Here is a 22,596-nt window from a genome sequence, read left to right on the forward strand (position 1 = left end):
GTGATCGACACCTGCCTCCTGTGGGAGCGAGCTTGCTCGCGATGAGGCCGGTACTTATTGCATCAAGTCCGAACCTGTACCCAACCGAAAAATTATCTAGCGCGATCCCCTCGACAAAACCCTCGATTAAAGGTCATCGACCAAGCGCTAGCAACTGTCAGAAATAACAGGCAATGGATAATTCAGACCAGTAACAGCCAATAAACACAACCCTGATATTCGCGACCGCTTCCAACTGAGATGCTTGTTACAAAATAAGGTCTTAAAACCTAAAACAGTCATCTATTCTCACTCTCACGCAGTGAACCGAGGCACACCCCCGCGTTGCCTTCGCACTGCGCAATCGGTAATTAAACTGTCAATTCGAAGAATAGGTCGTAATGAAGTATGTGATTCGATTGGCATCCTCGTTTCAGGAGAGGTGTCCACATCATGAGTAGAAGCAGCGGTTTTATACGGGCGGCGACTGTCGCCATGGTATTGGCAGGCGCCTGGCAGGCGAGCCCCAATGCGTGGGCAACGACCCAGGACTCGGCGCAGAAGGATGAACCCTGGTACCAGGCCTGGCTCCAGGTCACGGCGGATCCCAGCGTGGATATCCGCAAGACCCAACCCTTATTGCGCTGGCGGACCGACCTGGACACGCTCTACCGGGGAGACACCACCAATCAAGGCCTCGAGGCCTTCCGGGACGGCTTGCTGCCCAAATCAGTGGCCTTCCCCGAAGACACATGGATGTACGACTGGTTCAAGCATGGAGCCGGGGCCCAGCACTCGGTCTACAGCAGTACCACGCGCAGCCAGCGTATCGCCCAGAGCTTCGCCAACGAATGGGTATTCGAATTCAAGGCTCCCCATGGCATCGACCAGCAGGAATCGGGGGGGCCTATTATCGGCGAGGAAGAGATCAGCTACCCCGGCGGGGTCAAAGGGCACTTTATCAAGCAGGCCTGCAAGAAAACCGACCTGGCCGATTGCGTCGCCAACCCGGACTACCGTGAACCCTCTGGTCACGAGACGATGCTGGAAGTCGCAGCGACGCCCATCGATTGGAGCAAGATCACCCCGCCAGAAGGCCTGGCCTGGGTGACGAACAAAGAATCCCTCTGGGCGGTGGGCTCCTCGAGGATCAACCCTGTGCAAGGAGCGGACGCACTGGCCAGTGGGTTACGGGCAAGAAACTCGCAACCACCGGTCTTGCGCTGGGCGAGCAGCCCGGAGTCTCCTTCCGTTCAATCGGTCGTCGTGGCGTTTCGTGACTATAGCGATGCCAAGATCTGGGCGGTCACGGAAGCGGCAAACGGCGGTTGGGTGTACGAGGTCAGGCCCAACAGCGTGGCGGTGGATCTGTCAGGGGAGCACACCGGCAACCGTCCAGGCGCCTTCGCGTTCATCGGCGGTATCAAGGGCGGGCTATTGATGAATGCCCGCCGGTTCGAGAAAGGTGTGGGCGAACCGGTCGAATGCATCGGCATCGAAAAAGAAGCCTGCCGCCTCGAAAACCGACATCAGTAGACGGGCCAGGAAAAGCCCATGTGGGAGCGAGCTTGCTCGCGATGACGGCGGCACATCCACTGTTCATCTAAGCGGACCCACCGCTATCGCGAGCAAGCTCGCTCCCACAGGGTGGACTGTGCCAACGGGATCACTGGACTCCAAGGGGGAACCTGCTTGCGCTGGCGGGCATGGTTTTGCCATTCACCCGGGCAATAAAAAACCGCTGGCTCAATCAGCGGTTTTTCATTTCAACGAACCGAGGATCAGAAATCCTCCAACCGCCACACTTCATACGCTGGCGTCTCGTAGGGATGGCTTTGTTTCAGCGCGTTCACCACCCCACGAATCAGCTCATCGGCAACGACAAGCTCTACCTTCCACTCCTCGACCTGCTCGACCTGGCCCGCCTCGCCGATGAACGGTTGGCTGCCATCCAGAGGACGGAACTGGCCCAGGCCCAACACTTGCCAGGCACAGTGGTCATAGTCGCCGATTCGCCCGCCACCGGCAGCGAATACGGCGGTTTTGACCTCCTCCACATGGCTGGCCGGGACGAAGAAGCAGAGCTTGTACACCGTCTTAGTTCACCCAGACGCGGGCGTTGCGGAACATGCGCATCCAGGGTGCGTCTTCGTTCCAGTCGTCCGAACGCCACGAGTTCTGCACCGCGCGGAACACCCGCTCCGGGTGCGGCATCATGATCGTGACGCGGCCATCGCGGCTGGTCAGGCCGGTGATCCCGCGCGGCGAGCCGTTCGGGTTGGCCGGGTAGGTTTCGGTGACCTTGCCGTGGTTGTCGACAAACCGTAGCGATACGCAACCGGACAGGTCGGCTTCGAGCAGGGCTTCTTCGCTTTCGAATTCCGCATGGCCTTCGCCGTGGGCGATGGCGATCGGCATCCGCGAACCGGCCATGCCCTGCAGGAAGATCGAGTTCGACTCCTGGACCTGGACCATCGCCACGCGTGCTTCGAACTGCTCGGAACGGTTACGCACGAAGTGCGGCCAGAATTCGCTGCCCGGGATCAACTCGTGCAGGTTCGACATCATCTGGCAACCGTTGCACACGCCGAGGGTGAAGCTGTCATTACGCTCGAAGAAACCCTGGAACGCATCGCGGGCACGGCTGTTGAACAGCGCCGACTTGGCCCAGCCTTCACCGGCACCGAGCACGTCGCCGTAGGAGAAACCGCCGCAGGCGACCATGCCCTTGAAGTCGTTCAGGTCGACACGACCGGCCAGGATGTCGCTCATGTGCACGTCGATCGCGTTGAAACCGGCGCGGTCGAACGCTGCCGCCATCTCCACCTGGCCATTGACGCCCTGCTCGCGCAGGACCGCCACTTGTGGGCGAATGCCTTTCTTGATGTAGGGCGCGGCCACGTCGTGGTTGACGTCGTAGCTGAGCTTGGCGCTCAGGCCCGGGTTGTCTTCTTCCAGCAGCGCGTCGAACTCCTGCTCGGCGCACTCGGCGTTGTCGCGCAGGCGCTGGATCTGGTAGCTGGTTTCAGCCCACTGACGCTGCAACAGACTGCGCTGGCCTTCGAAGACGGTGTCGCCGTTGAAGGTGATGTTGATGTGGGCGTTGTTGATCGGCTGGCCGATCACCGAGACGCAGTCGGCCAGGCCGGCGGCGCTGAACTGGGCGAGGATGTCCGGGGTGGCGTCCTGGCGAACCTGGATCACCGCACCCAGTTCTTCGTTGAACAGGATGGCCGGGATTTCAGCCGTGGACTCGGCCACGCTGTCGAGGGTCAGGCTCAGGCCACAGTGACCGGCGAAGGCCATTTCCACCACGGTGGTCAGCAAACCACCGTCGGAACGGTCGTGGTAGGCCAGCAGGTGACCGTCGGCGTTGAGGCCCTGGATAACGGCGAAGAACGCCTTCAGGTCTTCGGCATCGTCGACGTCCGGCGCTTGCGAACCGAGCTTGCCATGCACCTGGGCCAGGATCGAGGCGCCCATGCGGTTCTGGCCACGGCCCAGGTCGATCAGGATCAGGTCGGTGGTGCCCTTGTCCATGCGCAGTTGCGGGGTCAGGGTCTGGCGGATGTCGGTGACCGGGGCGAAACCAGTCACGATCAGCGACAGCGGCGAGGTCACGCTCTTGTCCACGCCTTCGTCGTTCCAGCGCGTGGCCATGGACATGGAGTCCTTGCCCACCGGAATGGTGATCCCCAGCTCCGGGCACAGCTCCATGCCGACAGCCTTGACGGTGTCGTACAGGCGGGCATCTTCACCCGGGTGACCGGCGGCGGACATCCAGTTGGCCGACAGCTTGATGTCGGAAATCTTGCCGATGCGCGAAGCCGCGATGTTGGTCAGGGTCTCGCCGATCGCCATGCGGCCCGAGGCCGGGGCATCCAGCAGCGCCAGCGGCGTGCGCTCGCCCATCGCCATGGCTTCGCCGGTGTAGACGTCGAAGCTGGTGGCGGTCACGGCCACGTCGGCCACCGGCACCTGCCATGGGCCGACCATCTGGTCACGGGCCACGAGGCCGGTGATGGTGCGGTCGCCGATGGTGATCAGGAAGCTCTTGCTCGCCACGGCCGGGTGATGCAGCACGCGCTCGATGGACTCGCCGAGGTCGAGGGTGGACGGATCGAAATCATCGCCCAGTTCCGCTTCGCGAACCGCCGAACGGTGCATGCGTGGGGCCTTGCCCAGCAGCACTTCCAACGGCATGTCCACCGGGCTGTTGCCGAAGTGGCTGTCGGTGACGGTCAGTTGCGGCTCGGCGGTGGCTTCACCCACTACCGCGAACGGGCAGCGTTCGCGCTCGCAAATGGCCTGGAAGCGTTCGAAGTCGGCCGGACCGACCGCCAGGACGTAACGCTCCTGGGATTCGTTGCTCCAGATTTCGTGCGGGGCCATGCCCGGCTCGTCGTTTGGAATGTTGCGCAGTTCGAAGCGGCCACCACGGCCGCCGTCGTTGACCAGTTCCGGGAAGGCGTTGGACAGGCCGCCCGCGCCGACGTCGTGGATGAAGCTGATGGGGTTGTGTTCACCCAACTGCCAGCAACGGTCGATGACTTCCTGGCAACGGCGTTCCATTTCCGGGTTTTCCCGCTGGACCGAGGCGAAGTCCAGGTCGGCCGAGCTGGTGCCGGTGGCCATGGAGGAAGCCGCGCCGCCACCCAGGCCGATCAGCATGGCCGGGCCGCCGAGGACGATCAGCTTGGAGCCGACCAGGATCTCGCCTTTCTGCACGTGTTCGGCGCGGATGTTGCCCATGCCGCCCGCGAGCATGATCGGCTTGTGGTAACCACGGACTTCCTCACCACGGGGGGTGGTGATGGACTGTTCGAAGGTACGGAAGTAGCCGGTCAGGGCCGGACGGCCGAATTCGTTGTTGAACGCCGCGCCCCCCAGGGGACCTTCGATCATGATGTCGAGGGCGTTGACGATGCGCTCAGGCTTGCCGTAGGGCTTTTCCCACGGCTGTTCGAAGCCCGGGATCTGCAGGTTCGACACGGTGAAACCGGTCAGGCCGGCCTTGGGCTTGGCACCGCGCCCCGTGGCGCCTTCGTCGCGGATCTCGCCACCGGAACCGGTGGACGCGCCCGGGAACGGCGCAATGGCGGTCGGGTGGTTGTGGGTCTCGACCTTCATCAGGATGTGCACCGGCTCCTGGACCGCACCGTACTGGCGGGTCTCGGGGTTCGGGTAGAAGCGACCGGCAACGTTGCCGACGATCACCGCCGCGTTGTCCTTGTAGGCCGACAGCACACCTTCGTTATGCATCTGATAGGTGTTCTTGATCATGCCGAACAGGCTTTTTTCCTGGCTCTGGCCGTCAATGTCCCAACTGGCGTTGAAGATCTTGTGGCGGCAGTGCTCGGAGTTGGCCTGGGCGAACATCATCAGTTCGATGTCGTGCGGGTTGCGCTTCAAACCCTGGAAGGCGTTGACCAGGTAATCGATCTCGTCTTCGGCCAGGGCCAGGCCCAGTTCGGCGTTGGCGTTTTCCAGTGCGGCGCGGCCGCCGCCCAGTACGTCGATGGCCGTCAGCGGCTTGGGTTCGGCGTGGCTGAACAGACCGGCGGCCTGCTCCAGGTTGCCCAGCACGACCTGGGTCATGCGGTCATGCAAGCCTTCGGCGATCAACTGGGCCTCGGCCTCGTTGAACTCGCCGGCGACATAAAAGGCAATGCCGCGCTCCAGGCGCTGGATCTTCGCCAGGCCGCAATTGCGGGCGATGTCGCTGGCCTTGCTCGACCATGGCGAAATGGTGCCGAAACGCGGCAGCACCAGGAACAGGCGACCGGCCGGCTCCTGGACAGGAACACTGGGGCCGTACTTCAGAAGGCGCGCGAGCACCTGCTGTTCGTCGCCGGTCAAACCGCCGGTGACTTCGGCGAAGTGAGCGAATTCAGCATACAAGCCACTGACAGCCGGAACCTTTTGGCTCAGTTGCTCAAGGAGTTTGCTGTGGCGAAAGGCAGAAAGGGCAGGAGCGCCGCGCAGGATCAACATCTTCGGGACAGCCTCGGGAAGGGGGTGTGCTTTGAGGCCGTGCATTCTAGCCTAAACCGCCGGCAACGGCACCCGAAACGGCACGCACGGTGCAGGCCGAATGTCGGTCTCCGCGCCTGCGACGGTATTGCACCCCCATGCCAAGGTTCGCGCAGAGATATTTTTCAGCGGCGCAAAGCCTGCCACACCCCGGCCGGCCGGTGTTGCGGACATGTTTTGCAACCGCTAGCAGACTGGCCTTTTGCTGTCGAGATATGGCGGTAGGGGCCGTTTGCGTATACTGCGCAGATGTTTTCCCCAACGGCTTTGCGTCCGCGATATGCCAGATGGCTGATCGCAACCGGACTCTTCCTGGTGCTCAGTGGTTGTGTTGAGAAACCCAACACACTGGAGCGCGTAAAGGAGGATGGCGTGCTGCGGGTGGTTACCCGAAACAGCCCCGCCACCTACTTTGAGGATCGTAACGGTGAAACCGGCTTCGAATACGAGCTGGTGAAGCGCTTCGCCGACGATTTGGGGGTGGAACTGAAGATCGAGACCGCCGACAACCTCGACGACCTGTTCAACCAGATCGGCAAGCCCAACGGTCCGGTATTGGCGGCCGCGGGCCTGGTCAGCAGCGAACAGCGCAAGAAGCAGGTACGGTTTTCCCACGCCTACCTGGAAGTCACCCCGCAGGTCATCTACCGCAACGGCCAGTCACGCCCCACCGACGCAGCCGCCCTGGCGGGCAAGAAGATCATGGTGCTCAAGGGCAGCAGCCACGCCGAACAGCTGGCGCAGCTGAAACAGCAATACCCCGGCATCGAATACGAAGAGTCCGACGCGGTTGAAGTGGTCGACCTGCTGCGCATGGTCGACGAGGGGCAGATCGACCTGACCCTGGTGGACTCCAACGAAGTGGCGATGAACCAGGTCTACTTCCCCAACGTGCGCGTGGCCTTCGACCTGGGCGATGCCCGCAGCCAGAGCTGGGCCGTGGCCCCCGGCGAAGACAACAGCCTGCTCAACGAGATCAACAGCTACCTCGACAAAGTGCAGAAGAACGGCACGCTGCAACGCCTCAAGGACCGCTACTACGGCCACGTCGATGTCCTCGGCTACATGGGCGCCACCACGTTCGCCCAGCACCTGCAACAACGCCTGCCCAAATACGAACAGCACTTCAAGGCCTACGCCAAGCAGGAAAAAGTCGATTGGCGCCTGCTGGCCGCGATCGGCTACCAGGAGTCGCTGTGGCAACCGGCGGTCACGTCCAAGACCGGCGTGCGCGGCCTGATGATGCTGACCCAGAACACCGCCCAGGCCATGGGCGTGTCCAACCGCCTGGACCCGAAGCAAAGCATCATGGGCGGCGCCAAGTACCTGGCCTACATGAAGGACCAACTGGACGAAAGCATCGAGGAGCCCGACCGCACCTGGTTCGCCCTGGCTGCCTATAACGTCGGCAGCGGCCACCTGGACGACGCCCGCAAACTGGCGGCCAAGGAAGGGCTGAACCCGAACAAGTGGCTGGATGTGAAGAAGATCCTGCCGCGCCTGTCCCAGAAGCAGTGGTACAGCAAGACCCGCTACGGCTACGCCCGGGGCGGCGAGCCCGTGCATTTCGTGGCGAACATCCGTCGCTACTACGACATCCTGACCTGGGTGACGCAGCCGCAACTCGAAGGCGACCAGGTGGCCGAGGGCAACCTGCACGTGCCGGGTGTGGACAAGAGCAAGCCTAACCAGGAATCCCCGCAGCTTTAATTAAGTCACCCCAACCTCTGTGGGAGCGAGCTTGCTCGCGATGAGGGCCTGACCTTCGGCACTGGTGTTGATGACTGTCAGTCCGCTATCGCGAGCAAGCTCGCTCCCACAGGGGATAGTGGCTGCTCAGGACTTGGCGGCAGCCAGGATCAGCGCTTTCATTTCCGCCACCGCCGACTTGAACCCGACGAACAACGCATGGGCCACCAGCGCGTGACCGATGTTCAGCTCGTTGATGCCCTTGATGGCCGCCACGGCTTCGACGTTGTGGTAGTGCAAGCCATGGCCGGCGTTGACGATCAAGCCCTGGGCCAGGCCAAAGGCGACGCCATCGGCGACCCGCTGCAGCTCGTCGGCCACGGCGGTGGGGGTTTCGGCATCGGCGTAACGACCGGTGTGCAGTTCGATGGCCGGGGCGCCGACCCGCTTGGACGCCTCGATCTGCCGTTCGTCGGCATCGATGAACAGCGATACCTCGGCACCGATCTTCGACAGGCGTTCCACTGCCAGGCTGATCCGCGATTCCTGCCCCGCTACGTCGAGGCCGCCTTCGGTGGTCAGTTCCTGGCGCGTCTCCGGCACCAGGCAGATGTGCGCCGGGCGGACGAGCTCAGCGAACGCCATCATTTCCTCGGTCACGCCCATTTCGAAGTTCATGCGGGTTTGCAGCACGTCCTTGAGCAGCAGCACGTCGCGCTCCTGGATGTGGCGACGGTCTTCACGCAGGTGCACGGTGATGCCGTCGGCACCCGCCTCTTCCGCGTCCAGCGCGGCCTTGACCGGATCCGGGTAGCGGGTACCGCGGGCCTGGCGCAGGGTGGCGACATGGTCGATGTTCACGCCGAGAAGAATGCGATTGCTGGTGCTCACAAAAAGGCTCCTGGAAGGGACAGATAGTCGGCCCACAGCATACGGGTTGATCAGGGCTTGCGAAACAACTCGCGACTGACCAGGGGCCGACCGCCCAGGTGCACGGCCAGGGCTTGGCGCATCAGACGCTTGGCCGCCGACAAGGCGCCCGGCGCGCTCCAGTCGGCCTCGGCCATGGCCAGCAGCTCGGCGCCATTGAACAGCCCCGGTTGCAGCAGGTACACCCGCTCCAGGCCAGCATCCACTTGCAAACGGTAGAGGCCGTCGGCGGCGATGGGCTCGCCGTGCAGGTCGGTGCTCAAGTCGAAGCCATAGCCCAGGTCATCCAGCAGCCGCCATTCGAACGAACGCAGCAGCGGCTCCAGTGGTCGGCCTTCGGCCAGGGCCAGCAGCGTGGCGGCGTAGTGGTCGAAGACGGCCGGGTGGGGATCTTCGGCGGGCAGCAGGCGGATCAGCAGTTCATTGAGGTACAAGCCGCTGAACAACGCCTCGCCGTTGAGCCAGGCGGCGACGCCGTTGCTTTCCATGCGCCCGACGTTCTTCAACTCGCCCCGCCCGCGAAATTCGACTTCCAGCGGCACGAACGGCCGCGCCAGCGTCCCCGCTTTGCCCCGCGCCCCCCGCAACACCGCCCGCAGCCGCCCCTGGGGCGTGAGGAAGTCCACCAGGGCGCTGCTTTCGCGGTAGGCGCGGCTGTGGAGGACGTAGGCGGGTTGGCCGGTGGGTTGGGTCGGGGGCATGGAAATCAGAGTTCTCAATATGACGAGCAGAGTTTTCAACAACCCCAAACCAATGTGGGAGCGAGCTTGCTCGCGATAGCGGTCTGTCAGTCAACATCCATGTTGAATATCAGGCCCTCATCGCGAGCAAGCTCGCTCCCACAATGGTTCTTGGTACATCCAGTCAGCTGATCAGAGGTCGCCGTAACCCAACGAACGCAACGCACGCTCGTCATCGGACCAGCCGCCCTTCACCTTGACCCACAGGTTGAGCATGATCTTGGAGTCGAACAGCAGCTCCATGTCCTTGCGCGCCTCGGTGCCGATGCGCTTGATGCGCTCGCCCTTGTCGCCAATGATGATTTTCTTCTGGCCGTCACGTTCGACGAGGATCAACGCATGAATGTGCAGGGTCTTGCCCTGTTGCTTGAACTCCTCGATCTCGACCGTGATCTGGTACGGCAGCTCGGCGCCCATCTGGCGCATGATTTTCTCGCGCACCAGCTCGGCGGCGAGGAAACGGCTGCTGCGGTCGGTGATCTGGTCTTCAGGGAAGAAATGATCGTTTTCCGGCAGATGTTCGGCAATCACCCGCTCCAGCGCATCGAGGTTATGGCCGTGCTGGGCAGAGATCGGGATGATCTGGGCATTGGGCAACTGTTCCTGCAACCAGGCCAGGTGCGGCATCAGCTCAGCCTTGTCTTCGATGCGATCGGTCTTGTTCAGCGCCACGATCAACGGCCCTGTCACGTACTGGACGCGTTCGAGGACCATCTGGTCTTCGTCGGTCCATTTGGTGCGGTCGACCACAAAGATCACCACATCGACGTCTTTCAACGCCGCCGAGGCAGTCTTGTTCATGTAGCGGTTCAGGGCTTTTTCGCCACCCTTGTGCATGCCCGGGGTGTCGACGTAGATCGCCTGCACGGCGCCTTCGGTCTTGATGCCCAGCATGTTGTGGCGGGTGGTCTGGGGCTTGCGCGAGGTGATCGCCAGTTTCTGGCCCAGGATGTGGTTCAGCAGCGTGGACTTGCCCACGTTCGGCCGACCGACAATGGCGACATAGCCGCAGCGGGTGACGGTTGTATCAGTCATTGCCATTCTCCACGCCCAGGGCTATCAGTGCTGCGGCGGCCGCTACCTGTTCGGCAATACGACGACTCACACCCTGACCCCGGCTTTTTTCATTCAGTAGGACAACTTCGCATTCGACGAAGAAGGTTCGGCAATGCGGCTCACCCTGGATATCCACCACTTCGTAGCGCGGCAGTTCGCAACTGCGCGATTGCAGGAATTCCTGCAAACGGGTCTTCGGATCCTTGTTGGTGTCCACCAGCGTCAGGCTGTCGATCTCGGAAGTCAGCCAGGCCAGCACGCGTTCGCGCGCCATGTCCATGCCTGAGTCCAGGTAGATCGCGCCAATCAACGCTTCCAGGGCATCGGCCAGGATCGACTCGCGGCGGAAACCGCCGCTTTTCAATTCACCGGAGCCCAGGCGCAGGTATTCGCCCAAGTCGAAACCACGGGCCAGTACGGCCAGGGTCTCACCTTTTACCAACCGCGCGCGCAAACGCGACAACTGGCCTTCGCGGGCCAGCGGGAAGCGCTCGAACAGCGCCTCGCCGGCCACGAAGTTGAGGATGGCATCACCGAGGAACTCCAGGCGTTCGTTGTTGCGCCCGGCAAAACTGCGGTGAGTGAGGGCCAGGAGCATCAGGTCCGGGTCCTTGAAGGTGTAGCCGAGCTGACGCTCGAGACGGCTTAGAGAAACGCTCACGGTTTACCCACGCTGAGTTCGTGGCTGGATTCCACCGCCAGGGTGGCGAGGCACCGTTGGCTTGGGACAATTAACGCTGTGTTCAAAAATGACGTCCTGACTATCGTTGGCTTCATGCCTCCGGGCAACCTTAACGCAGGCTCCAGAAAAGCATTCGGCGCTGTGTTCAACAGCGCCGTGTGGGATTACTTGATCAGGCCAACCCGCGAGAAATTCGGCAGGTGGCTGAGTTTGGGTTCCGGCCAGCTCATCCAGACCGCAAAGGCCTTGCCGACGATGTTTCGGTCCGGGACCATGCCCAGCAGGTCCTTGGGAATGTTCGGATCATCCCAGTAACGGCTGTCGTTGGAGTTGTCACGGTTGTCGCCCATCATGAAATAGTGCCCCGCCGGCACGGTCCACGAACGGTCCGGCGTTGCGCGGTAGCGGCTCATTTCCTTGCGGATCAGGTGTTCGGCCTCGCCGAGTTTTTCCCGGTAGAGTTCGGCACTGCCCAGCGTACCCGGCTCGGAACCGAGCAATTGTTCGGCCACTGATTCGCCATTGACGAACAGACGCTTGTCGGCGGTGTAGCGGATCGTGTCGCCCGGCAAGCCAACCACGCGCTTGATGTAGTTGACGTTCGGGTCGCTCGGGAAGCGGAACACCATGACATCGCCGCGCTGCGGGTCACCCACTTCGATGACCTTCTTGTCGATCACCGGCAGGCGGATCCCGTAGGAGAACTTGTTCACCAGAATGAAGTCGCCCACGTCCAGGGTCGGCTTCATCGAGCCGGATGGGATCTGGAACGGTTCCACCAGGAACGAACGCAACACCAGCACGATGAACAGCACCGGGAAGAACGACTTGCCGTATTCGACCAGCAGCGGTTCCTTGTTGAGCTTTTCGACCACCACGCCATCAGGCTGGCTGACGCTGCCCTGATAAGAGGCAATGGCCGCCCGGCGCCGAGGCGCCAGGAACAACAGATCAAGCAACGCCAACAGGCCGCAGACAAACACGGCGATAACCAGCAACAGCGGGAAATTTAGCGACATAGGACCTAACTATCCAACCTGAGCACCGCAAGGAAGGCTTCCTGTGGAATTTCCACGTTACCGACCTGCTTCATGCGTTTTTTACCGGCCTTCTGCTTTTCCAACAGCTTGCGCTTACGGCTGACGTCGCCGCCATAGCATTTGGCCAATACGTTCTTTCTGAGCGCCTTGACGGTTGTACGCGCCACAATCTGCCCGCCAATGGCGGCCTGGATTGCCACATCGAACATCTGCCGCGGAATCAGTTCCTTCATCTTCTCGGTCAATGCACGACCTTTGTAGTGCGCGTTGTCACGGTGCACGATCAATGCCAGTGCATCGACTTTCTCACCGTTGATCAGCACATCCAGTTTCACCAGATTAGCCGATTGGTAACGATCAAAATGATAGTCCAGCGAAGCATAGCCGCGACTGGTGGATTTGAGACGGTCGAAGAAGTCCAGCACCACTTCGTTCATCGGCAGGTCGTAGGTCACCTGGACCTGCGTGCCAAGGAACAGCATGTCGTGTTGTACGCCGCGTTTCTCGATGCACAGGGTAATGACGTTACCCAGGTGCTCCTGAGGCACAAGGATGTTGGCCCGCACGATCGGCTCGCGCATGTCCTCGATGGCCGACAGGTCCGGCAGCTTGGACGGGTTGTCGACGTAGAGGGTTTCGCCGTTCTTGAGCAGCAGCTCGAAGATTACCGTCGGCGCCGTGGTGATCAGGTCCAGGTCGTACTCGCGCTCCAGGCGCTCCTGGATGATTTCCATGTGCAGCATGCCCAGGAACCCGCAGCGGAAGCCGAAGCCCAGGGCGTCGGAGCTTTCCGGGGTGTATTGCAGGGACGAGTCGTTCAGGGTCAGCTTTTGCAGGGCTTCGCGGAAATCCTCGAAGTCGTCGGAGCTGACCGGGAACAGGCCGGCATAGACCTGCGGCTGGATGCGCTTGAAACCGGGCAGCACGTCGACGTCGGGGGTGGAGCTCAAGGTCAGGGTGTCGCCGACCGGCGCCCCGTGGATGTCCTTGATACCGGCGATGATGAAGCCCACTTCGCCGGCCTTGAGGTCGACGGTGGCGGTATGTTTCGGGTTGAAGACCCCGACGCTGTCCACCAGGTGGATCTTGCCGGTGGACTTGACCAGGATCTTGTCGCCCTTCTTCACGCGGCCATGGCGCACGCGTACCAGGGAGACTACGCCCAGGTAGTTGTCGAACCAGGAGTCGATGATCAACGCTTGCAGCGGATCTTCGATGTTGCCGGTTGGCGCGGGAATGGTGGTGACCAGGCGTTCGAGCACTTCATCCACGCCCAGGCCGGTCTTGGCGCTGCAGGTGACCGCGTCGGTGGCGTCGATGCCGATGATTTTCTCGATTTCTTCCTTCACGCGGTCCGGATCGGCCTGGGGCAGGTCGATCTTGTTCAGCACCGGCATGACCTCCAGGCCCTGCTCGATGGCCGTGTAGCAGTTGGCAACCGACTGGGCCTCGACGCCCTGGCCGGCATCGACCACCAGCAATGCACCCTCACAGGCCGCCAGCGACCGGCTGACTTCATAGGTGAAGTCGACGTGGCCGGGGGTATCGATGAAGTTCAGTTGATAGGTGACGCCGTCGCGGGCCTTGTAATAGAGGGTAACGCTGTGGGCCTTGATGGTGATCCCGCGCTCACGCTCGAGGTCCATGGAATCCAGGACCTGGGCTTCCATTTCACGCTCGGCCAGGCCGCCGCACATCTGGATGAAGCGATCAGCCAGCGTCGACTTGCCATGGTCAATGTGGGCGATGATGGAGAAATTGCGGATATGACTCAAATCACTCACGGATCAACACTCAAAAAGGCTGCAGGCATGGCCCGCCGAAAAATAGCCGGGAATTGTACCTGATACACCGCGCGAGTGGGAGCAAAGCTTGCTCGCGAAACAGCCACCTCGATTTCCGAAAGACCGCATCGCCCGTATCGCGAGCAAGCTTTGCTCCCACACAGCCCAGCCCCCACAGCCCCCTCGCTACGCCTGCGGTCAACCCGCCCGACGCAGCAGCCAGACCCCGGCCAACGCGCAGACACCGGCCGGCACCAGCACCGCGAACAGTGGCGAGAAACCGAACACCAGGCTCGACGGCCCCAGCAGATCCTGGGCGATACGGAAGGTGAAGCCCACCAGCACGCCGGTGAACACTCGTTGACCGAGGGTCACCGAGCGCAGCGGGCCGAAAATGAAGGAAATCGCCATCAACACCAGGGCGGCGGTGACCAGCGGTTGCAACACCTTGACCCAAAAAGCCAGCCAGTAGCGGCCATTGTTCAGGCCCTGGTCCGCCAGGTAGTGGATATAGCCCCACAAACCGGTAATCGACAGCGATTCCGGCGCCATCACCACGGTGCTGAGCAACTGCGGGCTGATCGACACGTCCCAACGCTCTTGCGGGGCGGAGACCACTTCGGTGCGCTTGTCATGGAACAGGGTGGTGGTGACATCACTCAGTTGCCAGTGGTCCTCGGCGAAATTCGCCCGCTTGGCGAAGCTCGATGACAGCATGTGCCGCTGGTCGTCGAAACGATAGCGGGTCACGCCATAGAGGATGCCATTGGGCTGGACCGAGTTGATGTGGATGAACTCGTCACCCTGGCGGTGCCACAGGCCGTGCTTGGCGCTTTGCGCATCACCGCCGCCCTGGGCCAGGGAACGGTTCGCCTGGGCGGTGTTCTCGGTGGCCGGGGCAATGTATTCGCCGATCAACACACCCACCAGCATCAGCACCAGCATCGGCTTCATCACCGCCCAGACGATCCGACCAATGGACACGCCTGCGGCGCGCATGATGGTCAGCTCGCTGTTGCTGGCCAGGCTGCCCAGGCCGATCAGGCAGCCGATCAGCGCCGCCATCGGCAGCATGTCGTACAGGCGCCGAGGCGCGGTCAGCAGCACGTAGCTCGCCACGTCCGTCAGGGTATAGGTGTCGCTGACGTCGCTCATTTCATCGATGAAGGCAAACAGGGTCGCCAAGCCAAGGATGATCCCCAGCACCGCGAGAATCGCCATGAATACGCTGCTGCCGATGTAGCGGTCGAGTTTAACCACGGGCCACCTCCAGCGCGCTGCGACGACTGGCCAGTTTCAGGCGCAGCGGTTCCCAATAGAGCAGCCCCAGGCCGATGGCCAGGAAGATGCCATGCACCCACCACAAGCCCAGCGTCGGCGGGATCTTGCCCTTCTCCAGGGCGCCGCGGGCGGAAATCAGGATGGTCAGGTAAGCCATATACAGGAGAATCGCCGGCAGCAACTTGAGGAAACGGCCCTGGCGCGGGTTGACCCGCGACAGCGGGACCGCCATGAGGGTCACGATGAATACCAGCAGCGGCAACGACAGGCGCCATTGCAGCTCGGTGCGGGCACGAATGTCCTGGTTGCCCAGCAGGCTGGCGGTCGGCATCGCATCGCGATCGGTGACTTCGTCGCTGACCTCGGGCTTGGGCAACAGCACGCCATAGGTGTCGTACTTGATGGCCCGGTAGTCGGCCTGCCCCGGATTGCCATCGTAGCGGTAGCCGTTGTGCAGGATCAGGTAGCGGTTGCCGTCGGGGTTGATTTCCTGCCGGCCCTTCTCGGCTACCAGCACGGAAATGCCACGGTCCTTCTTGGCGTCCGAAGACAGGTTCTTTTGCGTAATGAAGACGCCGCCCAGGTCGATCCGGTCATCCGAGAGCTGTTCGGTGTAAGTCACCCGGGTGCCATCGCGCAGGGCCTGGAAACGCCCTGGCACCAGGGTGTCGAATTCGGTCATGGCGTCCTGCTGGTTGATCAGCAGCTGGAATTGGTTGGCGCCCTGGGGCGACAGGCTCAGGCTCAGCCAGGCCACCACCAGCGCCACCAATGTGGCCGGGAACAGGGTCATGCGAAACAGCCGCTGCTGGCTCATGCCGGTGGCCGACAGCACGGTCATTTCACTGTCCAGGTACAGGCGCCCATAGGCCAGCAAAATGCCGAGGAACAACCCCAGCGGCAGGATCAATTGCAGGAAGCCCGGCAGGCGGAACCCCATGATCAGGAACAGGGAGCCCGGATCCAGGGCGCCGGAGGCCGCCTGGGCAAGGTATTTGATGAAGCGTCCGCTCATGATGATGACCAGCAGCACGGCGCTCACGGCGCTCAGGGTCAGCAGGACTTCGCGGGATAGATAACGAAAGACGATCACACCAGACACTCCAGGGTTGTCAGGCTGGGTTTTGTATGAAAAGTGCCTGCGCGACGATCATGCAGCGTTGAAAACAGGCTCGGAATGCTCATTGACAGCCAGTCAACTCCGCTTCCTCGCCTGTTTTCGCCGTGCCTGATCGCCGCTCGGCGACTTTTCATACAAACCCTTAAGGCGGCCAAACAAGCAAACGTATCGAGCCGGCCCGCCAACGCGAACCGCCGAAAAAAGAGCCGCATTATCCTGTGATTGGAGGCGCCTGTCACTTCGCACGCTTTAAACCGCTGCTTAAAGCCAAAAGTTAGCGCCGCCGAGGGTTGTCAGGCTCGGGCGCCGGGGTTCAAACTGCGGCCTTTGTCGCCGGCAAGCACCGGCGCTTCTTTTATATAGAAGAAGCTCGCTCAGCGCGCCATTGTGTCGGCGCCTGGCCTCTTGACCATTCACTCAGGGATCCGGACATGGAACTGGTTGTAAAAAGCGTCAGCCCAGAAACGTTGAAAACCGCCACGCTGGTGGTTGCCGTCGGTGAAAACCGCAAGCTCGGCGTCGTCGCCACCCAGCTCGACAGCCTGAGCGGCGGTGCCATCAGCGCCGTGCTCAAGCGCGGCGACCTGGCCGGCAAGGTCGGCCAGAGCCTGTTGCTGCACAGCCTGCCCAACCTCAAGGCCGATCGGGTGCTGCTGCTGGGCGTGGGCAAGGACGCCGAACTGGGCGACCGTCCGTTCCGTAAAGTCATCGCCGGCGCGCTGGGCACCCTCAAGGGCCTGGGCGGCACCGATGCCGTCCTGGCGTTGGACGAGTTGGTGGTCAAGGGGCGCGACAGCTACGGCAAGAACCGTCTGCTGGCGGAAACCCTGGTGGACGGCGAATACCAGTTCGACCAGTTCAAGAGCCAGAAAGCCGACCCTCGCGCCCTGAAGAAAATCACCCTGCTGACCATCAAGGCCGCCCAGGCTGAAGTCCAGCGCGCCGTGACCCACGCCACCGCGATTGCCAACGGCATGGCCTTCACCCGCGACCTGGGCAACCTGCCGCCGAACATCTGCCACCCGACGTTCCTCGGCGAACAGGCCAAGGCACTGGGCAAGGAGTTCAAGGGCCTGAAGGTCGAAGTCTTCGACGAGAAGAAGATCAAGGACCTGGGCATGGGTTCGTTCTATGCCGTCGGCCAGGGCAGCGCCCAGCCGCCACGCCTGATCGTCATGCAATACAACGGCGGCAAGAAGTCCGAGAAGCCTTACGCGCTGGTCGGCAAGGGCATCACCTTCGACACCGGCGGCATCAGCCTCAAGCCAGGCGCCGGCATGGATGAAATGAAGTACGACATGGGCGGTGCCGCGAGTGTGTTCGGCACCCTGCGCGCCGTGCTCGAACTGCAACTGCCGATCAACCTGGTGTGCATCCTGGCCTGCGCCGAGAACATGCCCAGCGGCACGGCCTCGCGTCCGGGCGACATCGTCACCACCATGAGCGGCCAGACCGTGGAAATCCTCAACACCGACGCCGAAGGCCGCCTGGTGCTGTGTGACGCCCTCACCTACTCCGAGCGCTTCAAGCCGCAGGCGGTGATCGACATCGCCACCCTGACCGGCGCCTGCGTCGTCGCCCTCGGTGCCCACACTTCGGGCCTGCTGGGCAACAACGATGAACTGATCGGCCAATTGCTCAGCGCCGGCCAGCAAGCCGACGACCGCGCCTGGCAGTTGCCCTTGTTCGACGAGTACCAGGAACAACTGGACAGCCCGTTCGCCGACATCGCCAACATCGGCGGCCCGAAAGCCGGGACCATCACCGCGGCCTGCTTCCTGTCGCGTTTCACCAAGAACCTGAACTGGGCGCACCTGGACATCGCCGGCACGGCCTGGACCAGCGGCGGCAAGGACAAAGGCGCCACCGGCCGCCCAGTGCCCCTGCTGACTCAGTACCTGCTGGACCGCGCCAAGGCCTGACACCAATGACCGCCGTTGGCGTCGCCCTCGGGTGGCGCCAGCGGCGGCTCAGGAACCGCAATGACCAAAGTCGATTTCTATATCCTGCCCAGCGCCGATCCGTCGGCGCGGCTGGATTTCGCCTGCAAGCTCGTCGAAAAGGCCTGGCGGATGGGGCACCGCATCTACCTGCATTGCAGCGATGCCGCCCAGCGCGACGACCTGGATGCACGCCTATGGGCGTTCAAGGGCGAGAGTTTCGTGCCCCACGGCCCGGCCGAAAGCGAACCCGAGGGGCTGATCGTGCTGGGGTTGGGAGATGACTGCGGCCAGCACCAGGACCTGTTGGTCAACCTCGATCTGAAAGTACCGGCCTTTGCCCAGCGCTTCGCCCGCGTGGCGGAAGTGGTGGTCGAAGACCCGGCCATCCGACAAGCCGCGCGGGAGAGTTTCCGTTTCTACCGCGAACAGGGCTATCCTCTGCAAGACCACCGTTTACAGCGACTCTGAGCCCTACGATGGACACTCCAAAATCGCCACAAAAGCCCGCGCACCTGCTGGATGACCTCGAGTCGATCCGCCAGTTGCTCGGCGACGACAACCTGCAACCGCCACTGCTGACCGACACGGTCGTGCCCGAGCCGGTGCATGACGAGCAGATTCCCTTGCTGTTCGATCCGATCAACGGCCAGCCCGAACCCGAGCCTGCCGCCAAGGCCGAAGCCAAGGGCCCCGACGTCCTGCTGCACCTGGACCGCGAATTGCGCGCTGCGGCGCAGTTGATCATGCAAGACGTCATCGACGACTTCGCCCCGCACATCGAAACCGAGATCAAGCGCCGGCTGGATGCGCGGATGGAGCGGTTGCTCAACCACTACGAGTAGGTTTTCCTGCCTCACAGTGGACACCTTGTGGGAGCCGAGCTTGCTCGCGATGGCGGCGGGTCAGCCTGCATCATTGTCGGATGTGCCGCCGCTATCGCGAGCAAGCTCGGCTCCCACAGGATTCGGCAATGCTCACACTTTCTGCGCCTGTGGCTTGCACCAGCCCCGCCCGCTATACTTCCCGGCTTTTCCTGAATAAATGCCAATAGGGTCCCGCCGCGCATGGATAAGACCTACCAGCCGCACGCCATTGAAACTTCCTGGTACAACACCTGGGAGTCCGAGAATTATTTCGCTCCGCAAGGCGCGGGCGATTCCTACACCATCATGATCCCGCCGCCGAACGTCACCGGCAGCCTGCACATGGGCCACGGCTTCAACAACGCGATCATGGACGCCCTGATCCGTTTCCGTCGCATGCAAGGTCGCAACACCTTGTGGCAGCCGGGCACCGACCATGCCGGTATCGCCACGCAGATGCTGGTGGAACGCCGCCTCGAAGCCCAAGGCCAGAATCGCCACGACCTGGGCCGCGAGAAATTCCTCGAGAAAGTCTGGGAATGGAAAGACGAGTCCGGTGGCAACATCAGCCGCCAGATCCGTCGCCTCGGCTCGTCCGTGGACTGGAGCCGCGAGCGCTTCACCATGGACGACGGTCTTTCGGAAGCGGTGAAGGAAGCCTTCGTGCGCCTGCATGAAGACGGGCTGATCTATCGCGGCAAGCGCCTGGTCAACTGGGACACCAAGTTGCACACGGCCATTTCCGACCTCGAAGTGGAGAACCACGACGAGAAAGGTTTCCTGTGGAACCTCAAGTACCCCCTGACCGATGGCGCCAAGACCGCCGAAGGCAAGGATTACCTGATCGTCGCCACCACGCGTCCGGAAACCATGCTCGGTGACGCCGCCGTGGCGGTAAACCCGAACGACGAGCGCTACCAGGCCCTGATCGGCAAGTTCGTCGAGCTGCCCCTGGTTGGCCGGCGCATCCCGATCATCGGCGACGATTACTGCGACCCTGAATTCGGCACCGGCTGTGTGAAAATCACCCCGGCCCACGATTTCAACGACTACGAAGTCGGCAAGCGCCACAACCTGCCGCTGCTGAACATCTTCGACAAGAACGCCAACGTGTTGCCCGCGGCCCAGGTGTTCAACCTCGACGGCACGCTGAACGAAAGCGTCGACGGTGCGTTGCCGGCCGAATACGCCGGCCTGGACCGCTTCGAAGCGCGCAAGCGGATCGTCGCGGCGTTCGAGGCCGCCGGCCTGCTGGTCAGCGTCGACGATCACGCCCTGAAAGTCCCGAAAGGCGACCGCTCCGGCACCATCATCGAACCGTGGCTGACCGACCAGTGGTACGTGTCCACCAAACCGCTGGCCGAGCCGGCGATTGCCGCCGTGGAAGACGGCCGCATCCAGTTCGTGCCCAAGCAATACGAAAACATGTATTTCTCGTGGATGCGCGACATCCAGGATTGGTGCATCAGCCGTCAGCTGTGGTGGGGCCATCGCATCCCGGCCTGGTACGACGAATCGGGCAAGGTCTATGTCGGCCGCGATGAAGCCGAAGTCCGCGCCAAGCACAACCTCGGTCCGGACATCGCCCTGGCGCAGGACAACGACGTCCTCGACACCTGGTTCAGCTCGGGCCTGTGGACCTTCTCGACCCTGGGCTGGCCGCAGCAGACCGAGTTCCTGAAGAAATTCCACTCCACCGACGTGCTGGTCACCGGCTTCGACATCATTTTCTTCTGGGTCGCCCGGATGATCATGCTGACCATGCACCTGGTGAAGAACGAGGACGGCACTCCTCAAGTGCCGTTCAAGACGGTCTACGTCCACGGCCTGGTGCGCGATGGCCAGGGCCAGAAGATGTCCAAGTCCAAGGGCAACGTCCTGGACCCGCTGGACATCATCGACGGCATCGACCTGGAAACCCTGGTGCAGAAACGCACCTCCGGCCTGATGCAGCCGAAACTGGCGAAGAAGATCGAGAAGGCCACCCGCGAAGAATTCGCCGAGGGCATCGCCAGCTACGGCACCGATGCCCTGCGTTTCACTTTCTGCTCGCTGGCGTCCACCGGTCGCGACATCAAGTTCGACATGGGTCGCGTCGAAGGCTATCGCAACTTCTGCAACAAGATCTGGAACGCCGCGCGCTACGTGCTGGACAAGGGCGAAGACTGCGGCCAGAACGGCGAAGCCTACGAGCTGACCCTGGCCGATCGCTGGATCATTTCCCAGTTGCAACGCACCGAAGCCGAAGTGACCCGCCAACTGGACCAGTTCCGTTTCGACTTGGCCGCACAAGCCTTGTACGAGTTCATCTGGAACCAGTACTGCGACTGGTACCTGGAGCTGTCCAAGCCGGTGCTGTGGGACGAAAACGCACCGGTCGAGCGCCAGCGCGGCACCCGTCGCACCCTGGTTCGCGTGCTGGAAGTGGCCCTGCGCCTGGCGCATCCGTTCATGCCGTTCATCACCGAGGAAATCTGGCAGCGCATCGCACCGCTGGCGGGCATCCAGGGCAAGACGATCATGCTGCAACCGTGGCCGGTGGCCAACGAGACCCGCATCGATCCGGCAGCCGAGGACGACATCGAATGGCTCAAGACCTTCATGCTGGGCCTGCGTAACATCCGCGCCGAAATGAACATCGGCCCGGGCAAGCCGCTGACCCTGTTCCTGAAGAATGCCAGCGCCGAAGACCTGCGCCGCCTCAACGAAAACGAGGCGCTGCTCAAGAAGCTGGCGAAGCTCGAGTCGGTGACGGTGCTGGCCGCCGGCGAAGAAGCACCACTGTCCGCCACCGCCCTGGTCGGCGAGATGGAAGTGCTGGTGCCGATGGCCGGCCTGATCGACAAGGCCGCCGAACTGGCGCGCCTGGACAAGGAAATCCTGCGTCTGAAGGGTGAAGTGCAGCGGGTCGGCGGCAAGCTGTCCAACGCCGGTTTCGTTGACAAGGCTCCGGCCGAAGTCATCGAGAAGGAACGGGCCAAACTGGCCGAGGCCGAGCAGGCCCTGGGCAAGCTGGCCGAACAGCATGGGCGGATCTCCAGCCTGTAACGGCGGTTCGTCACTGAAGAAGGAGGCCCTGGCGGCCTCCTTTTTTTCTGCCTGGCACTTTCCTACTCATGCTGAGCCCCTCTGTGGGAGATTCTATGGTTGAGGGGAAGCCCTCAAGCCGCTTTGGGTTGGTATTCGCTTTGCTCTTTCAGCAGAGCGAATACGATCCGAGCCAGCTTGCGAGCCAGCATTACCAACGCCTGAGTGGTAGTGAAACCACGAGCTCTTTGCTTTTCATAGAAGCCTTTCCAGGCAGACGTGCGGCTAGCCGACATGGCGGCATTGTGTAACAGCCGACGAACTTCCGGGTCGCCTCGTTTACTCAAGCTGCGGCGCCCGTCTTTTTGTCCTGATTTCGACACTCGCAAGTCCATCCCCAAGAAGGCAATGAAAGCGTCTGCGTTTCTG

Annotated in this window: 17 protein-coding genes; 6 read left to right on the forward strand and 11 right to left on the reverse strand. The window is 62.2% G+C overall.

Annotated elements, in window-relative coordinates:
• Positions 1-432: 432 nt before the first annotated feature.
• The gene (locus BLU85_RS11470) at positions 433-1,515 is read left to right on the forward strand and encodes a scabin-related ADP-ribosyltransferase (protein WP_139208065.1); all 1,083 of its coding nucleotides are present in this window, start codon (positions 433-435) and stop codon (positions 1,513-1,515) included.
• Positions 1,516-1,760: 245 nt separating this feature from the next.
• Here the strand turns inward: BLU85_RS11470 and BLU85_RS11475 are convergent, their stop codons facing one another.
• Entirely contained in the window at positions 1,761-2,072 is a 312-nt protein-coding gene (locus BLU85_RS11475) for a YqfO family protein (RefSeq protein ID WP_092205372.1), read from the reverse strand.
• A 4-nt stretch (positions 2,073-2,076) separates the two neighbouring features.
• Positions 2,077-5,973, reverse strand: a complete 3,897-nt coding sequence (gene purL, locus BLU85_RS11480) for a phosphoribosylformylglycinamidine synthase (RefSeq protein ID WP_092205371.1) — start codon at positions 5,971-5,973, stop codon at positions 2,077-2,079.
• 288 nt (positions 5,974-6,261) lie between these two features.
• Here purL and mltF point away from each other — a divergent pair, with 288 nt between their 5' ends.
• Complete coding sequence (mltF, locus tag BLU85_RS11485) at positions 6,262-7,722, forward strand: membrane-bound lytic murein transglycosylase MltF (RefSeq protein ID WP_092205370.1); 1,461 nt, start codon at positions 6,262-6,264, stop codon at positions 7,720-7,722.
• Between the two features lie 126 nt (positions 7,723-7,848).
• On the opposite strand, the gene pdxJ is transcribed toward mltF, so the two are convergent.
• From pdxJ to lptF, 8 genes are all read right to left on the reverse strand, one after another.
• Positions 7,849-8,592: a pyridoxine 5'-phosphate synthase gene (gene pdxJ, locus BLU85_RS11490; protein WP_092205369.1), complete on the reverse strand. Its 744-nt coding sequence runs from the start codon at positions 8,590-8,592 to the stop codon at positions 7,849-7,851.
• A gap of 50 nt (positions 8,593-8,642) precedes the next feature.
• Positions 8,643-9,332, reverse strand: coding sequence for a DNA repair protein RecO (gene recO / locus BLU85_RS11495; protein WP_092205368.1), 690 nt, complete (start codon positions 9,330-9,332; stop codon positions 8,643-8,645).
• 171 nt (positions 9,333-9,503) lie between these two features.
• Positions 9,504-10,406: a GTPase Era gene (gene era, locus BLU85_RS11500; RefSeq protein WP_092205367.1), complete on the reverse strand. Its 903-nt coding sequence runs from the start codon at positions 10,404-10,406 to the stop codon at positions 9,504-9,506.
• Positions 10,399-11,088, reverse strand: a complete 690-nt coding sequence (gene rnc / locus BLU85_RS11505) for a ribonuclease III (protein ID WP_060740811.1) — start codon at positions 11,086-11,088, stop codon at positions 10,399-10,401. The genes era and rnc overlap by 8 nt, the downstream gene beginning before the upstream one ends.
• 185 nt (positions 11,089-11,273) lie before the next feature.
• Positions 11,274-12,128, reverse strand: a complete 855-nt coding sequence (gene lepB / locus BLU85_RS11510) for a signal peptidase I (protein ID WP_060740810.1) — start codon at positions 12,126-12,128, stop codon at positions 11,274-11,276.
• A gap of 5 nt (positions 12,129-12,133) precedes the next feature.
• Positions 12,134-13,933, reverse strand: coding sequence for a translation elongation factor 4 (gene lepA, locus BLU85_RS11515; protein WP_060740809.1), 1,800 nt, complete (start codon positions 13,931-13,933; stop codon positions 12,134-12,136).
• A 198-nt stretch (positions 13,934-14,131) separates the two neighbouring features.
• Positions 14,132-15,193 (reverse strand): LPS export ABC transporter permease LptG, encoded by a 1,062-nt coding sequence (lptG, locus tag BLU85_RS11520; protein WP_092205366.1) that lies wholly within the window; start codon positions 15,191-15,193, stop codon positions 14,132-14,134.
• Complete coding sequence (gene lptF / locus BLU85_RS11525) at positions 15,186-16,307, reverse strand: LPS export ABC transporter permease LptF (protein ID WP_092205365.1); 1,122 nt, start codon at positions 16,305-16,307, stop codon at positions 15,186-15,188. Before lptF ends, lptG begins: the two co-directional genes overlap by 8 nt.
• A 458-nt stretch (positions 16,308-16,765) precedes the next feature.
• On the opposite strand from lptF, the gene BLU85_RS11530 reads away from it, so the two are divergent.
• The 4 genes from BLU85_RS11530 to BLU85_RS11545 all read left to right on the forward strand — a co-directional run bounded on the left by BLU85_RS11530 (position 16,766) and on the right by BLU85_RS11545 (position 22,188).
• Positions 16,766-18,256 (forward strand): leucyl aminopeptidase, encoded by a 1,491-nt coding sequence (locus tag BLU85_RS11530; RefSeq protein ID WP_092205364.1) that lies wholly within the window; start codon positions 16,766-16,768, stop codon positions 18,254-18,256.
• Positions 18,257-18,316: 60 nt separating this feature from the next.
• Positions 18,317-18,745 (forward strand): DNA polymerase III subunit chi, encoded by a 429-nt coding sequence (locus BLU85_RS11535; protein WP_072408970.1) that lies wholly within the window; start codon positions 18,317-18,319, stop codon positions 18,743-18,745.
• A gap of 8 nt (positions 18,746-18,753) precedes the next feature.
• Complete coding sequence (locus tag BLU85_RS11540) at positions 18,754-19,119, forward strand: DNA polymerase III subunit chi (protein ID WP_092205363.1); 366 nt, start codon at positions 18,754-18,756, stop codon at positions 19,117-19,119.
• A 222-nt stretch (positions 19,120-19,341) separates the two neighbouring features.
• Positions 19,342-22,188 (forward strand): valine--tRNA ligase, encoded by a 2,847-nt coding sequence (locus BLU85_RS11545; RefSeq protein ID WP_092205362.1) that lies wholly within the window; start codon positions 19,342-19,344, stop codon positions 22,186-22,188.
• Between the two features lie 113 nt (positions 22,189-22,301).
• Here the strand turns inward: BLU85_RS11545 and BLU85_RS11550 are convergent.
• Positions 22,302-22,596: transposase (locus tag BLU85_RS11550; protein ID WP_139208046.1), on the reverse strand; the 295-nt coding region annotated here is incomplete at its 5' end.

It is taken from the genome of Pseudomonas sp. NFACC14 (assembly GCF_900106885.1).
Taxonomy (GTDB): Bacteria; Pseudomonadota; Gammaproteobacteria; order Pseudomonadales; family Pseudomonadaceae; genus Aquipseudomonas; species Aquipseudomonas fluorescens_AA.

Coding starts and splice junctions, on each gene's coding strand:
- BLU85_RS11470 (WP_139208065.1), top strand. CDS start 433: ATGAGTAGAAGCAGCGGTTTTATACGGGCGGCGACTGTCGCCATGGTA.
- purL (WP_092205371.1), bottom strand. CDS start 5,973: ATGTTGATCCTGCGCGGCGCTCCTGCCCTTTCTGCCTTTCGCCACAGC.
- mltF (WP_092205370.1), top strand. CDS start 6,262: ATGTTTTCCCCAACGGCTTTGCGTCCGCGATATGCCAGATGGCTGATC.
- recO (WP_092205368.1), bottom strand. CDS start 9,332: ATGCCCCCGACCCAACCCACCGGCCAACCCGCCTACGTCCTCCACAGC.
- era (WP_092205367.1), bottom strand. CDS start 10,406: ATGACTGATACAACCGTCACCCGCTGCGGCTATGTCGCCATTGTCGGT.
- lepB (WP_060740810.1), bottom strand. CDS start 12,128: ATGTCGCTAAATTTCCCGCTGTTGCTGGTTATCGCCGTGTTTGTCTGC.
- BLU85_RS11530 (WP_092205364.1), top strand. CDS start 16,766: ATGGAACTGGTTGTAAAAAGCGTCAGCCCAGAAACGTTGAAAACCGCC.
- BLU85_RS11535 (WP_072408970.1), top strand. CDS start 18,317: ATGACCAAAGTCGATTTCTATATCCTGCCCAGCGCCGATCCGTCGGCG.
- BLU85_RS11540 (WP_092205363.1), top strand. CDS start 18,754: ATGGACACTCCAAAATCGCCACAAAAGCCCGCGCACCTGCTGGATGAC.
- BLU85_RS11545 (WP_092205362.1), top strand. CDS start 19,342: ATGGATAAGACCTACCAGCCGCACGCCATTGAAACTTCCTGGTACAAC.